Genomic DNA, 14,715 nt, shown 5'->3' with positions numbered 1-14,715 from the left:
CTCTACCCCCGGTGCGTAGTAAAACGAGGCTAGCCCTAAAGCTATTTCGGAGAGAACGAGCTATCTCTGCGCTTGATTAGACTTTCACTCCTCCCCACAAGTCATCCCACCGGTTTTCAACCCAGATGGGTTCGGTCCTCCACTCGGTATAACCCGAGATTCAACCTGCTCATGGGTAGATCGTGCAGTTTCGCGTCTGCCACTGGTGACTTAAACGCCCTATTCAGACTCGGTTTCCCTACGGCTATTGCTCTAAGAGCCTTAACCTTGCCACCAACGACAACTCGCCGGATCATTATGCAAAAGGCACACCGTCAGACATTCCCGCCGAAGCAGGCATAGTCCTCCGATCGCTTGTAGGCACATGGTTTCAGGTTCAGTGTCCTCCCCTAGCAGGGGTTCTTCCCATCTTTCAGTCGCCCTACTGAGTTCACTATCGGTCGTTAGGGAGTATTTAGCCTTACGGGATGGTCCCCGTAGATTCAGTCGAGGTTCCACGTGACTCGACCTACTCAGGTACTCTTCGGGAGGCAATGCAGTTTTCGCCTACGGGCCTGTCACCCTCTATGGACGAACTTTCCAGATCGTTCGGCTAACCGATTGCTTGGTAACTCCCATGTGAAGAGCCCTACAACCCCGCGGAGGAAAACCACCGCGGTTTGGGCTGATTCCCGTTCGCTCGCCGCTACTAAGGAAATCGAGGTTTCTTTATTCTCCTGCAGTTACTGAGATGTTTCAGTTCACCGCGTTTGCCGCAACACACCTATGGATTCAGTGCGTGCTAGTTCGGGAATCCCGGTATCAACGCTTTTTTGACAACTACACCGGGCATATCGCAGTCATAAACGCCCTTCGAAGCCTCCTAACGCCAAGACATCCCCCATGTGCCCTTAGTAGCTTAACCACCTAAATCGAACGCTCTTTGAATTCCCGGCCTGGCGGCCGGGGCTAAGCATGGCAATTTGAAAATTGCCATGCATACAAAGTGCATCAACTTCGGCTGCTACTGGATCCATTGGTCACCATCGCCGGCAAGCGCGCCGACCCCGTGACCAAATAAGTAACGATTCCAAATTCATCGAGTAATGCTTGATTGCAATTTTGCTGAAGCGCCGGCACAAACCTTGGCAGGAATGCACCTTCACCGCTGCCGTCTTGCAGCCAAGCCCTGTCGATATTTCTAAGAGCCTTGGAGAACAAGGTGGAACACCATCGAGAGATGATGAACCATCCAGTTCTATTTTTACAAGATGCCAATTACTACAACTCAATTGTCAAAGATCAATCTCAGCGATTATCTCCCTCTCCCCTTTGCGGGAGAGGGCCGGGGTGAGGGGCGCCTCTTGCAAAAGGCAACCATCACCACCAACCGCCAAACTGCCCTCAGTGAGCAGAGGCCGAATTTGCTGCTGCAATTTCGGCCCACGACCACGGAGAGCATTTCAATCGCCGGGGGCCCATAGCCTCCGGAACACAACCCCTCCGGAGGATATTGTCCTCCGGCTACTCACTCACGACTCGCTCCATCCACAGAGCTTCCTAAAATCACGCTCCCAAATGGGAAACCACAAACTGTATCAAACGCCGCCGGGACTGTAAAGGAGGGTTCGCCGAGATAATCCGCAAACCGAAAGATATTTCGCCGGGCCAACTTTCGTCGGCGTTAGGCAAAACCATTGGAATTCAGTCCACCGGCTGATCTCGATTATATCGGCCGCCTGCGCCGCGGCAAGTACCCGAATTTACAGTTCCTGCCGAGAATTTCCTTTCACTTGGCCGACGTAAACGGCTTAAACGCATTCGTAAAATCCCAGGGTTGCTGCACCAGGCCGCTGGCGGTGTTGCCGCCGTCGCCGCCGCGCTTGCTGGGTTTGCCGGAATCACGATTGCTGCACCAGAACCCCAAGCTGCACACCCAGGGTTGATCTTTCGCCCATTGGCACAGCGCGTTAGCTTGTTTTACGTCAAATACTTCCGAGCCGCCGGTTCCCCCTTTGCCGATCATCGGCGTCAGTCCAATTTGCATGGCCGGGTCAATCTTCTGACATTGCTCGTGCGCTTTTTTCGCGCTGGCAATGCACACGTCGCTCAGTTCATGATCCTTGGTGAACTGTGGGCCAAAGTACATCGTCATCACATTGGCCGATTTCACTTTCACCCCTTTGGTCACCGCGTCTTTGAGCATGTTTTGCGAATGCTTGGAAATGCCATTGGGATCGACCGGTAGCGTGAAGGAAATCATCAAGCCCGGGTTCTTCGTTTGCAGGGCCGCCAGCACGGTGTTGCGGCGCTGGTTGGCGGAATCGTCTTCCAGTTGTTTGCCCTCGATGTCGAAATCGAGCCAAGTGAATTTGTATTGATCGAGGACCGATTGATATTCCGCCTGCAGTTTTTCCAAATCGGTTTCCACCAGCGCCAAATCTTTGCCCGCCTCGCCGCCAAATGAAACCAGCACGTCGCCGCCGCGCTGGCGAATGGCGTCAATTTGGTCGGCATACAGATTTTCCGACATTGGCGTGCGGCCGTCCCAGGCAGGCTTGGCGGTGAACGTTGCCGTCGCTCCGCGCCCTTCTTGCTGGGCAATAATAAACGCAAGCGTGTAGAACTTTTGCCCGCAAGCATCGTCGCAATCGGTTAGCTTGAATTTGTCGCCGGAGCCCAAATACATGTACGGCGCAAACACCCGGCCCGGCCAATCGGCGCGAATCACACTCGCCGAAAATACGGAAAGAATTGCAACGCAAAGGAACATGATGTAGTGTCTTGCAAGTTTAGTCATGATGATACCGAATGATAGAGGTGAGCATTGTTCAGAATTCAGAATTAACCACAGAGGACACGGAGGACGCAGAGGAAGAATCGGTCGGTGTTCTAATTTTAGTTAACCAAGCGTTTGATGCCATCTTTCAGATGCAAGCAGTGGAAGTTGATTAATAGGCCAACTTTCTTTCCGCTCAGCTTTAAGTAGGAAAGCATTTGAGCTTGGTGGATAGGATGCAATTCTTCGACGGCCTTAAGTTCCACAATAATTTGGTTCTCGACGACCAAATCGAGTCGATAACCGCATTCGATCAACACGTCGTCATATCGAACCGGTAGTCTGACTTGTGATTCGACGTGTAAGTCTCTTCGTCCCAGTTCGAATCGTAAGCATGCTTCATACGCCGATTCCAAAAGTCCAGGTCCGAGCCGGGAATGGACCTTTATCGCAGCATCGACGATTTCTCCACTGATTTCATTGAGTTCTCTCATTAAGCGTTTTCGTTTTCTCTGAGTCCTCTGTGTCCTCGGTGGTGAAACATCATGGCTGGCGTTTACAACTTCAAACGAAAACCGACGCGATTCAACAGTGCCGTGATACACAAAATAAAAATTGCGCAACCGACGCTGCGGCCAATGGCGTCGGCCAAATACGGGCCGGCCAGCCGACCATACCCGTCCGACAGTTGCCAATCGTGCCAGTGAATGAGGTTGAAAACCGATTCCATCATCTCGCTCAGAATGTAGGCCAGCAGCACGTTTTCGCCGGCAATGGCCAGCGGCTTGGAAATGAATTTCAGTTGCCACACGTCGGCAATGAAATAAAAACCCAGCCACAACGCCGCGGTGATGGCGCTGGACCACAAACACCACGCCGGCGTGGCCCCATTCTTACTGATGCCCCATTGCTTGGTGAGTAAAATCGCCGCGGCCGCAAAGCCGGCGAAAAACAACAGCGTGAAACGGCTGCGGCTGGCAGTGGTGCTCGTCTGGGGCGTTAGAAAAATCGTTCCCAATAGCACGCCGGCAGTGGCAATGGAGGGGTGCGAGCCCAGCATGTCTCCCACGCCTAGAATGTGGCTCAGCCAGGTGCCTTCGAACAAACCCTTCTTGTCGGCCGCAAACAGACAAATCATCAGGCCCACGCAGCCGAGAATGGCGGTGCGGTTCGTGCGAAAAATCAAAAACACCAACGCCGCCATCAAATATGCCCAGCCGATCAGTCCCAGAATGCCATACCAACTGGTGTGAATCGAAAACGGCTCCAACGAAATAATCCGCGTCCCTTTGCCGTTGCGAAAAACCCAGGCGGCCCAGGCCAGGCCGGCCAGGCCGACGGCGCGCAATAGCACCGTGAGCCCACGACAAACTCGCTTCGTGGTTTCGCCCGCCGTGGCGCGGTTGGGCGGCGAAAGAGAACAAAACGCCAACAGGACCGAAGTGAACATCAGCACGGTCCACGTGTTGGCCGAGATGCCCATTTCCTTGCCGCTGGGATGCCCTTCGCCATTGACCATCAAAATGCCAATCGCCAACAGCGAAACAGTGCGCACCACCACATGCAACAGCAGCTTCCACACCGGCTCCCCTTTGGCCAACCGTCCAGAGAGTGCAATCGGAATCGACATGCCCACAATGAACAAAAACGCCGGAAACACTATGTCGACAAACGTCATGCCGCTGACGTTACCTTTATGACGGTCGCTAAAATGGACCATCCAATCCGGCGTGATCGATTTGTCAGCCCCGGCCAGGTCGTTCACAAAAATCATGGTGAACATGACTAAGCCGCGCAGGGCGTCAATCGAAACCACGCGCCCGGGCATTCCAATAGCAGATGAAGTCGCGCCACTCGGCGCCGCACCGTTCCCATTGTCCGCGGAAGAATTTGCCATGCCCGCCAGCCTAACGAGTGCCTTGCCTGCCGGCAAGCAATAAGAGAATTTACAGCAGGTGCGAGTGGAACAACGCTCGCCGTAAAGATTTACCCGCCGGGCTTGTCTGGCGAGGTGCGGAACCGGATGATATTTGTGGGCCCTAGCACAGTGGATGGTCAGTGATGTTTCCGTCCGAAAAAACAGAAAAGTTACTCACTCTGCTGCGCAGTTACGGCAGTTGCGCGGTGGCGTATTCCGGCGGAGTGGATAGCGCGGTGGTAGCCAAAGCGGCACAGTTGGCGCTGGGAGAAAATGCCGTGGCGGTCACCGGCGTCAGTGCCAGCTTGGCGGCCGGCGAGTTGGAAACCGCGCGGCAAGTGGCGCAGCAAATTGGCATTCGCCACGAAGTGCTGCACACCGGAGAATTTGCCGACGCCAACTACACTGCCAATCCGGCCAACCGCTGCTATTTTTGCAAGACGGAGTTGTATGAGCAATTGGAAGTGTTTGTGGAGCGGATGGAAAACGAAATGCGGCGCAACCCCCGGGCAGAGCCCGGGGCTAAGGGCCGGATGGTGATCGTTAATGGGGCCAATGCGGACGACGCCAGCGATTGGCGGCCGGGCATGCAGGCCGCCGGCGAGCATCTAGTTCGCAGTCCGCTTTTGGAATGCGGTTTCACGAAGGCCGATGTCCGTACTCTGGCCGCCCAATGGAATTTGCCCGTGTGGGATAAACCCGCTTCGCCGTGTTTATCTAGCCGCGTGGCGTATGGCGAGGAAGTTACGCCCGAGCGGCTCCAGATGATCGATCGCGCCGAGCAATTGCTACGATCGCTGGGCCTGCGCACCGTTCGGGTGCGTTATCACAAGGGGGATTTAGCGCGGCTGGAAGTGCCTCTTGATGCACTGGCCGCTTTAACGGAACCGCTGCTTCGAGAACACTTGGCGGCGGAGTTAAAGCAGTTGGGCTTCAAATACATTACGCTCGATCTGGAGGGCTTCCGCTCAGGCAGCCAGAACGAAGTACTGTCGGTGGATTCGCTGCTGCCCATCATTTCGGGAAAGGACCAATGACTAAGAACAAATGACCAACGCGGCATGTGGTCGTCCTGTTCTTGGTCATTGGTGCTTGGTCATTGGTCATTCTCGATTCACGCGCGCTCCGCTAGCGCGTCGCGGCTAAACGTCGGAAGCAACCTTTCTCCTCACCTCATCACCACACCCGATAATCACTCCCCACTCCCCATTCCGATTCATCGCTCATCGTTCATTGCTCACTGATATCGCCCGCTGGGCCGTTTGCACTTCCACCTCCGGGAAGCCTTCTTTCACTTCGCGCAGGTGGGCCTGCAAAATTTCGCGCACTTGCAAAATGGTTTGCGGGTGCCGATGTACTTCGTCGTGTTCGGCAGGCACTTCAATTTCGCTGTCGGCATCGGCCAGGTGCGCGCTGGAATACGGCACCACGCCGTCGCCATCGCCAAATAGCTTTACTTGCCAATCGCTGGCGGGCAGGCGGCCCACGATGTTGTGGTACTTAATCCATGGCGGACGCTGGGCGGCCAAAATGACGGGCAGGATCGGCGCGGTGGGGGATAGCGAATCGAGGCTGGTCGTGTCGGCATCTACCATTTGCGTATTGCGAAAAAAGCCGGGGTTATCCATGCGCAGCTTCGCCAGCCGGGCGGTCATGGTTTCGGGAACCGAAATCAACTTTTCGCCCAAATAACGGGTGAAATCGTTGGAGAAGTAACTTCCCCGATGCGGCGTGCCAATGGTAATGACCGACCGTACCGATGGGTTGGCTTGAAAGTAAAATGTGCGCTCTAGCGCGGCGTTGGTTTTTTCGTCGGCTTTGACCAGCTGGAACGGGTTGTTGCTGGCGATGTGCCAAAAATCGTCGCGGCTATTCACAATTTGCATGTTCGCGATCAAGCCCCCCATGCTGTGGCCAACCAGCACCATTTGATCGAGCGCCGCTTCCTGGTGCGCCGGATCGAACGTGGTGCGCAAATCGGCCAATTGCTCCCGCAAGCGAGTAGCGCTGCGCCAAAACGGCTGCCCGGTGGGATACAGATAAAACCAGAATTGGTATTGGCTGCGTAACTCCGGGTCGCCCCGCAAATCGTTGAACATTTCCATCCAGGTGATGGGGCCGGACCATAAGCCGTGAATCATCAGCACGGGAATTTTTCCGGGTTGATACGGCTCCAGCATGTAAATGCCGGCCAGGTCTTTGAGTTTTTTCGGATTCAAAAAACCGGTGGTCGGCTGATCAAGCGCGGCAAACGAGGGGTCGTCCAGCGAATAGGCCAGCGGTGTGGTGATGTCGCTTTCCAGCGGGACATGCTGATCAGCCAGCACAATATCGGTCGATTGCAGCGGATCGTACAGCTCCAATACGGCGCGGTGATGACGTTTGCCATCAGCAGCTTTATCGCCGGCCACCCGCGCTGGGTCATCCGGCAAACAGCGCAAAAACGCAGTGACAGGGAAGCTGAGGCCCGGGGCGTAATGCTTTTCGACGGGGTCGTTCGCCGCGTGGTCTTTTCGCACGGCAATCAGAGGCACCCCCAAGCCATAGGTGTGATAAACGTTGGTCAGCCCGCTAATTTGGTAATCGGAAACGAAATCAAACTTCTTGATGTCACCGGCCGGCCAGGGAACATTGCGGGATTCGATGGTCACGTCATATTGGTGCCCCTTCACTTCGACGCTGAACGATTGCCCCGGCTGCAATTTGCCCTGTTTGTTCACGCTGCGCAGGACCGCTTCCAGGGCGCCATTGTATAAATCGCAAGCGCCGCGGAACTGCGGATCGTAGGGATTGGCAAATTGTGCGAATCTTGGGTTGAACAAGTACGCATACGAATACGCCACGCTGGCGCAATACAAATTGAACGCTTGCTGCGACTCGACCAACATTTGCGATTTCACGCCGCCTACGTAGGCCAACTCCGCCGCGGCCGAAAGCGCCTCCGGCGAGGGTTGTTGGTCGATCACTTTTTGAACCTGGTGCACCAGTTCCACCGGGTTGTCGTGCACGTGTCCTTGCAAATCGTAACGCCGCAAGAATATCAGCGTGCGCTCGGTGGGGCGCGGACCACCGCGAGAAAGAAGCGCCAACCGCTCCGTAAGCGGATTATGGGGCGCATCGCGCACTGCCACCCACTTAGGGCTGGCGCAACCGGCAAAAAGAATTGCGCCCAGAACGATTGCAGAAACGTGAAGAGTTCGTCCTGGCGCAGGCCCACGCGCACAGCGGCCCACTAGGCCGCGCACGTCACAGCATCGTGCTGGCAAGCGTCGATCCATCAAATGTTAAGAGCAGCGAATGCACTTGAGAATCTTGGAAGAAGCTAACCCCAGAAAAGGCTCGCGGTTCACGCGCGGGTGCGCTTTCACCTGCGCCGAGAATAACGGGAATGCCAACGCGGCTCAATTGCGATTGGCGTCGTGCTGGCTGGCAGAGCGTGCTTGCCTCGAAGTGCTTCCGGCTGGCACAATTTCCTAGCGGCCAGCAGCTAGCAATGCTGCCAAACTTTCCCGAAGCGGATAAGACGCGTGCCACGGCCATCCTGAAGCCGGCCTGATGTCGCTTCAATGGTCTATTATGCCCTTGCCGGCTCGAACAACCGTGGCACGCAATTCGTGCTTCTAGCCCAATCCAACTATCGTGGCGGACGATGACGATTCGTGGCAAATGCACGGTCCCCACGTTGAGTGTGCCGGCCGGCTGCCACTGGCGCGGCCTTTTTGGCACGCTCCGCTTCATCGAATGGACGCAGTTCGCCACGCAAAATATGAACTTCCGGCGGCGCTTCCAAACCAAGGGTCACCCGGTCGCCGGATACACGACTCACGACTACCGTAATGTCGGAACCAATGACAATGCGCTCGCCCACTTTCCGGCTGAGAATCAACATAACTAAGTCCTCCCTGAGTTGCGGGTCAAAATTGGAATACTCCGCCCTCGATTGTTGACTTTGTGCAACGTTAATGCCGTCCTGCCCCAATAGCAGCCCGAGCGAAGGCAGAAGACGCTCCAACCGTTTGTCCTCCAAAACTTTAGAGATTTTTGGAGTGCTGCTGTTTTTTTTGCCTCTCAATCGGTTGGCGGAATGGGCAATCTCGAAGTGAGCCAACCGTCTCGAACTGGGCATGTGCAAAAATTGCCGGCAAGAAGATGCCCACGGCGCGCAACATTATTCAAATTCGGCCTAATCTGACCCCGGCCAGCCGCAAAATCGCACGCCCCTGCTCAAGCTGATCGCTACTGAACAACTCGCCGGCAGGCGGCAACGTACAAAAAAGTGGGATTAATTGATGGATTTTTCTTATCACCCTGTTACAACTAAAAAGATCACGGGCAAGGCAGCATTCCTGTTATTGCAAACACCGAAGGCGCCGGCCTTTATTGCTGTTTGGCAGCAAGCGCTGGGCCCCGGCGGATACGGCGAAGAAAAGTATCCGAATACCGGTGCGGTTTGCCCGTGAGTGCGCGATATGAATCGCTCCGCTGACCGTGAAGCTCCTCGTCACGAAGTCTGTGCCGTTCCGTTTCGCATACGGGATGGGCGGATGGAGTTCTGCCTGGTTTCGGCAGAGCGAAATAGCCGCTGGGAGTTGCCCTTTATCGCTCTTAGTGATGGTGAATTGCCCGAAGCAGCGGCGCGGCGCCGCGTATGGGAAACGACCGGACTAACGTGCCGCGGGGAACCGGCGGCGAAACTCGATGAATTTATTGTGCGGCAGAATCGTCAGCCCACGCACATTACCGTGTTCCTGTTACAGGTGGAGTCAGCGGACGCAACCCAGTCTCCACACCGAATCCGCTGGTGTTTCGCTGAAGAAGCCCAGGCGCGGATTCGGCGGAAGCCGATGAGGCGGCTAATCGATTTGGCCGTGCGGCAAATGGATCCGTGATCGTCCCTGGCGGCCTAAGCGTTTCGCGGTGGGGATGCATTTTTCGGACCGGCGTGGCCGGACGCTGTTTGCGCGACGCGGTTGGCAATCGCTGTGGTTCGCTCGTCGACTGATGCGGCGAAAGTTCCGCGCGCAGCAAGCTCACCGTGGGCGGCGCTTCAATGCCGATGCGCACCGATTGCCCTTTGATCCGCAAAATGGTGATTACCACGTCCTCCCCCACCCGAATTTGTTCCTGGGGTTTCCGCGTTAAAACTAACATATCTGCTCCCGGGCAATGCCCTGAAATGCTCCCTCGCCTTGCCAGTCCTGCCAGCACCAGATGCAGAGGGTGTGCCAAAAGAGGTCAGAAAATAAAGCACCCGACGGAAGTCCAACGCCCTGGGGCTCTTCCGGCAAAAGGCCGCCCGGCCAACGGCCCGGCTTGCCGCGGGTTACTGTACAAGTTTACAAGTCGGCACGCAGTTAGAATTACAAAGCTAGCACGGCCGGCCTAGTGCCCCTGCGTGTGGCGGCGGGCAATTTCGTCCCGGAGCTTGGCGGCCAATTCGTACTGTTCGGTGGCCACGGCATCGGCCAAACGTTCGTCCAGCGTGCGTTCCACTTGGTAGTGCTCGCGCAGCGACTTTTGCAATTCGAGCAGCCGGCGGACGAGTTCATCATCGTCGAATTTCTCGCTGGCTTCGTACTCCTCGAAAATTTCACGAAACTGTTCCAGCCCGAGATTGATTTCGCCAATCGCGCTTTCGGGCCCATGCTCTTCCAACTTCGCCAGCGCCGCCGCCTGCACCCGATGAAACAGCACAAAAGGCCGATATTGCTCGTGCGAAAGCGTCCATTGATCGTCGGGCGAATGCTTTTTGACAAAATCCATCAGGCCCAAAGTGTGATCGGCGTCGCGCATGGCCGCATGGAATTTTCGCAGCGCCAACCAGCAAATGCGGCGGTGGTAAAACTGGACAAATTCGCGATCGACTTCCGCACATTGCGGCGCGTTCAACACGAACCCATCACCATCGGAAATGACCTGCGACAACAAATGATCGAAATAGGTATTGGCCCCCGAGGGCCGTGTTCCGTCAGGCCGTCCCTCCACTTCCATTTGCAACACGCCCATGTCGACCCGCATTTGCAGCACTTCGCGGCTTTCGCTCACTTTGACCAGCCGGGCCATCACTTCCCCGGGCTGAAAGGGCCAATTGGCGAGCAGTTCGTCAATGTCTTTGCGGCGGGGCATCTAAACAACTGGTCCGATGATTTACTGTTTGTGGAACGGCTTGCGATGAGGGCATCCTCTTCTGCTCAGCAATTATATCAACGACGCTGTTAGGGTGCAGGGACTGCGTAAAGCCTTCGCCAGTTGAAGTTTGTGAAGGCGCGCTGTTTGTGGCTCGTGCGCTCGGTTGAACTTTACCGGCGCTAACAGATTGCCGCCACCGCTGGGCGGCCCGGCGTGCTATCGCCCAGGTTGAATACATCGTCCACGGCCAAAGCGCCTGATCCTTCGTGGTGGTAAATCGCGAAGACCTTGCAGTCTGTTCCGATTGTGCTTGTGGCCACGCAGTTTGTGGTCTGTGCGGAAGATCACAGTCGAATAAATGTTGTAACCGCGAGGGATCGCCACGCGCACGCTGTTGATTGGAATGTGCTGGCATTGATCTGAATGGCTGGCGCCAAATCCTTGCGAGTTGTCCTGCATCTTTTCGCACCATCTGATTGGAAAGCACTCGCCATGAACCGCATTGCATTAGCATTCGCCCTGTTGACCACGCCGTGCCTGCTGCGGGCCGGAGAGCAAGGCCCTGGCTCCTGCGAGCATTGCCAGGATGGCGAGTGCTGCGCTTGCCGGTGCGCCCATTGTGGCTGCGAAGCACATTGCCAAAAAACGTGCCATGTGGTTTGCGAGTGGAAAGACGTGAAGGAATACGTTTACGCGTGCCGCTGCACCGATGTTTGCATTCCCGGCCGGAGCGAGAAAGGTTGCACTCAAATTGACGAATGCAATCCGTGCAACTGCCCTTGCCTGCACGATTACAAGCCTCTGTATACGCTGTGGAACCCGTCACCGTGTGCTGGAATTCGCTCAGTAAACAAGTTGGTGAAAATTGAAGTCACGCACAAAGTTCCCACATATAAATGGGTCGTGGAATACTGCTGCGACAAATGCAATTGCGATCTCACCCAACAGGATGCGCAGCTGAAGGCTTTAACTGAAAACGGTCCGCCGGTCCTGGTTCCAATGCCCGTCTTGCCCCAGCTAGACAATACCGTTTCCGGAAAAAATGATGCCGCGTCCGAAAACAATTTTTCCAGCAGCATGTTGCAAGATCCTATGGTGCAGCTGAGCGCGGCGATTTTTCCGATCGACAATCAAACCTCAACTTCCAAGATAGAGGCGCCAGCTGCCAAAACCGATCCACCGGCACCCGATGCCAACAGTGCGCCGAAGCCGGTCGCTCCGCTGAGCTCGGGCAGTTCCGTGTTGCGAGCGCTATTCGGCCAACGGGCCGCATTTTCTTCAGCCTTAACCGCCCACGCCGCGAATGCTCCGACGCACGTGCAAGCCGAAGCCCCGAAAGTTTCGCCGCGCGCGCCAAACCCGTCTTTGAATTCGCTGTTCGCTGTGCCCAGCGTGCCAGCCGCTCCGACGAATTTGCCGCAAAGCTTGCCCAATGCGACTTCGCAATCGCGCTGACTGTGCACCAAAAACCGTGTTCCGATAGCGACGTTGCCACTTCCCGCACCCAATCGGATAATTCACTGGGGTTCGCAGAATCGCTCATCGGGAGAAGTGAACCATGACGCTGCAACAGCGCGAAAAGCAAATTGCCCAGGCCGAGGAATTGCTGGGCGATCGCCTGGCACAAGCCAGTTTTGCCAAGGGTTTGTACTTCGGCACGTTCGCCAATCGCAAGCTGCTGGATTATCCTAACTTGGCGGCCGACACCGCCACGACGGCGCTGGCCGACGAACTGCGCCGCTTCTGCCAGGCAGAAATCGATCCGGTTGCGATTGACCGCGAAGCGCTGATTCCGCAGCGCGTGATCGATGGGCTCGGCCGCCTGGGCATGTTGGGCGCGTGCTTGCCGAAAGAATGCGGTGGCCGTGGTCTTACGCAAACGCAGTATTGCCGCTTGCTGGAAGTGTTGGGCGGCCATTGCGCCAGCACGGCCTTGTTTGTGAACGCTCATCACTCCATCGGCCCGCGGGCGATTGTGTTGTTTGGCACGCCGGAGCAAAAACAGCACTTCTTGCCGAAACTCGCCACGGGCCAGTGGATCAGCGCATTCGCACTCACTGAACCGGAAGCCGGCAGCGATGCGGCCAATGTGCAAACCACGGCTACGCCCACGGAAGATGGCCGCGGTTACGTGCTGAACGGAAACAAACGCTGGATTACCAACGGCGGCATTGCGAAAGTTCTTACGGTAATGGCCCGCACGCCGGTGCCATCTTCCTCCTTTTCCTCTGGGGAGAGGACCGGGGTGAGGGTGCAGGACAAGCCCGAATCAAAAATCACCGCATTTCTGGTCACGCCCGACATGCCCGGCTTTGAAGTGGTGGAAGCCCGCATGCCCAAGTGCGGCGTGCGTGGCTCGGCGACGGGCCGGCTGGCGTTTCACAATATGTTTGTGTCCAAGGAAAACATCTTGGGCCAACTCGGCAAAGGTTTGCGGGTGGCACTAACGGTGCTGGATTTTGGCCGTGTCACTTTTGGCGCCACCTGCACCGGGGCCGCCAAGTTTTGCTTGCAGCGCGCCAGCCAACATGCCGCCACCCGCGTGCAGTTTGGCGAGCCGATTGGCACATTCGAACTGGTCAAGGAAAAACTGGCCTACATGAGCGCCGGCACGTTTGCCATGGAAGCGGCCACGTATCTCACCGCGGCCCTGATCGATTCAGGCGAAGATGACTACATGCTGGAAACCGCGATGCTCAAAGTGTTCGCAACCGACACGCTGTGGCGGATCATCAACGACACCATCCAAATTTTCGGCGGCAAGGCGTACTTCACCGACGAACCATACGAGCGGATGATGCGCGATGCCCGAATTAACATGATCGGCGAGGGAGCCAACGACGTGTTGCGGGCTTTTGTGGCGTTGGTGGGCATGCGTGACGTTGGGCTGGAACTCAAAGGCGTGCTCGATGCCCTGGCCAGCCCGCTCAAGCATTTTTCTAAAATCGGCGGATTCGCCGGCCGCAAGTTGGAAGGGTTGTTTCGCTCGCCGGAAGTGAAAGTGCATCACAGCGAGCTGGAACCCGATGCCGCACAGCTGGGGCACTTGGTGGCTGCGTTCGGCTCGAACGTGGAACGACTGCTGCGAACGTACAAGGAAGAAATTGTGGAGCGGCAATATCAGGCCGGCCGCGTTGCCGACGCCGCGATTGAGTTGTACGTCAGCGGCTGTGTACTAAGGCGGCTGGATACGCTGGTGTGGGCAACAAAAACTGCATCGGGAACAGGCAACGGCGCACAGCGGCCAGGCGAGCGCGATTTGATTGCCGGGCGCTATTATCTCCGTAGCGCGGAGCGCCGGATTCGCAGAGCTCTGGCCGATCTGTGGGATAATGACGACGGCTTGACCACACAGGCAGCGAACGCGGTATTGCCGTAGCCATCCGCTGGAAATAATTTGCCCGACGTTATGAATCGCGCTTAAGTGCCGGTTTGTGAAAACGTCTCGGAATCGACCGTCCAACCAGTTGGATCGCGGTGAAGTTCAAGAATGTAGCCGCCTTGAGATTCAAGCCAGACATAAAAAGTGAGGTAAATTTTTGCGCGATTGTTCTCGAGGGTTTGAATGCGGCTTGACCATAGCGTGCACGGTAAATGCTCTGTCAATTTGGCTTGGTCGGCACGATAGTTGGCCAGGCTGATAACCGGCACTTTGCGGTCGTGAAATTGTGTCAGCAGCTAAGGGCTTTCTTCGACATCTTGCAGGACATGCGCCGGCATTTTTTCCAGCGAGTTGTCCCAACGGTCAAATTCGTAACGCAGCGCCGCCTCTAGTGCCGTCGTCGGTTAATTGTAGCGGCATCCACAGTGTTGGAGGTAGTTGCGGCATTCGCTTTCGGTGAATAGATCGAGTACTTTGCCGCAGAGTTGCCAAAGTTTGTCGGTGGTTCGCTGGGCACCATCGCGGAGC

At 56.2% G+C, this 14,715-nt stretch carries 11 protein-coding genes, 1 rRNA gene and 1 pseudogene; 5 read left to right on the top strand and 8 right to left on the bottom strand.

What is annotated here, in order from left to right:
- From VFE46_08370 to VFE46_08355, 4 genes are all read right to left on the bottom strand, one after another.
- Positions 1-904, bottom strand: a 23S ribosomal RNA gene (locus VFE46_08370); the annotation flags it as partial.
- Positions 905-1,768: 864 nt separating this feature from the next.
- A complete protein-coding gene (locus tag VFE46_08365; GenBank protein ID HZZ28003.1) occupies positions 1,769-2,752 on the bottom strand; it encodes a hypothetical protein in 984 nt (327 codons plus the stop codon).
- Between the two features lie 125 nt (positions 2,753-2,877).
- Positions 2,878-3,252 carry a GxxExxY protein gene (locus VFE46_08360; protein HZZ28002.1) on the bottom strand — a complete coding sequence of 125 codons (375 nt, stop codon included), beginning with the start codon at positions 3,250-3,252 and terminating at the stop codon, positions 2,878-2,880.
- 62 nt (positions 3,253-3,314) lie between these two features.
- Positions 3,315-4,655, bottom strand: a complete 1,341-nt coding sequence (locus VFE46_08355) for a DUF5009 domain-containing protein (GenBank protein ID HZZ28001.1) — start codon at positions 4,653-4,655, stop codon at positions 3,315-3,317.
- Between the two features lie 164 nt (positions 4,656-4,819).
- On the opposite strand from VFE46_08355, the gene larE reads away from it, so the two are divergent.
- Positions 4,820-5,713 carry an ATP-dependent sacrificial sulfur transferase LarE gene (larE, locus tag VFE46_08350; protein ID HZZ28000.1) on the top strand — a complete coding sequence of 298 codons (894 nt, stop codon included), beginning with the start codon at positions 4,820-4,822 and terminating at the stop codon, positions 5,711-5,713.
- Between the two features lie 186 nt (positions 5,714-5,899).
- Here the strand turns inward: larE and VFE46_08345 are convergent, their stop codons facing one another.
- Positions 5,900-7,765 carry an alpha/beta fold hydrolase gene (locus VFE46_08345; protein ID HZZ27999.1) on the bottom strand — a complete coding sequence of 622 codons (1,866 nt, stop codon included), beginning with the start codon at positions 7,763-7,765 and terminating at the stop codon, positions 5,900-5,902.
- Between the two features lie 545 nt (positions 7,766-8,310).
- Positions 8,311-8,565, bottom strand: a complete 255-nt coding sequence (locus tag VFE46_08340) for a carbon storage regulator (GenBank protein ID HZZ27998.1) — start codon at positions 8,563-8,565, stop codon at positions 8,311-8,313.
- 400 nt (positions 8,566-8,965) lie between these two features.
- Here VFE46_08340 and VFE46_08335 point away from each other — a divergent pair, with 400 nt between their 5' ends.
- Positions 8,966-9,136, top strand: a complete 171-nt coding sequence (locus VFE46_08335; protein ID HZZ27997.1) for a hypothetical protein — start codon at positions 8,966-8,968, stop codon at positions 9,134-9,136.
- 9 nt (positions 9,137-9,145) lie between these two features.
- Positions 9,146-9,565 (top strand): NUDIX domain-containing protein, encoded by a 420-nt coding sequence (locus VFE46_08330; GenBank protein HZZ27996.1) that lies wholly within the window; start codon positions 9,146-9,148, stop codon positions 9,563-9,565.
- 130 nt (positions 9,566-9,695) lie between these two features.
- Here VFE46_08330 and VFE46_08325 read toward each other — a convergent pair.
- Positions 9,696-9,827 (bottom strand): annotated as a pseudogene (locus tag VFE46_08325) (carbon storage regulator).
- A 231-nt stretch (positions 9,828-10,058) separates the two neighbouring features.
- Positions 10,059-10,802: a UvrB/UvrC motif-containing protein gene (locus VFE46_08320; protein HZZ27995.1), complete on the bottom strand. Its 744-nt coding sequence runs from the start codon at positions 10,800-10,802 to the stop codon at positions 10,059-10,061.
- A 495-nt stretch (positions 10,803-11,297) separates the two neighbouring features.
- Between VFE46_08320 and VFE46_08315 the strand changes: the two genes are divergently transcribed.
- Complete coding sequence (locus VFE46_08315; GenBank protein HZZ27994.1) at positions 11,298-12,260, top strand: hypothetical protein; 963 nt, start codon at positions 11,298-11,300, stop codon at positions 12,258-12,260.
- 103 nt (positions 12,261-12,363) lie between these two features.
- Positions 12,364-14,184, top strand: coding sequence for an acyl-CoA dehydrogenase family protein (locus VFE46_08310; protein ID HZZ27993.1), 1,821 nt, complete (start codon positions 12,364-12,366; stop codon positions 14,182-14,184).
- Positions 14,185-14,715 lie beyond the last annotated feature (531 nt).

Source organism: Pirellulales bacterium (assembly GCA_035656635.1).
Classification (GTDB): domain Bacteria; phylum Planctomycetota; class Planctomycetia; order Pirellulales; family JADZDJ01; genus DATJYL01.
Note: the sequence above shows the minus strand (reverse complement) of the source record. Positions and strands in the feature narration are given on the sequence as shown.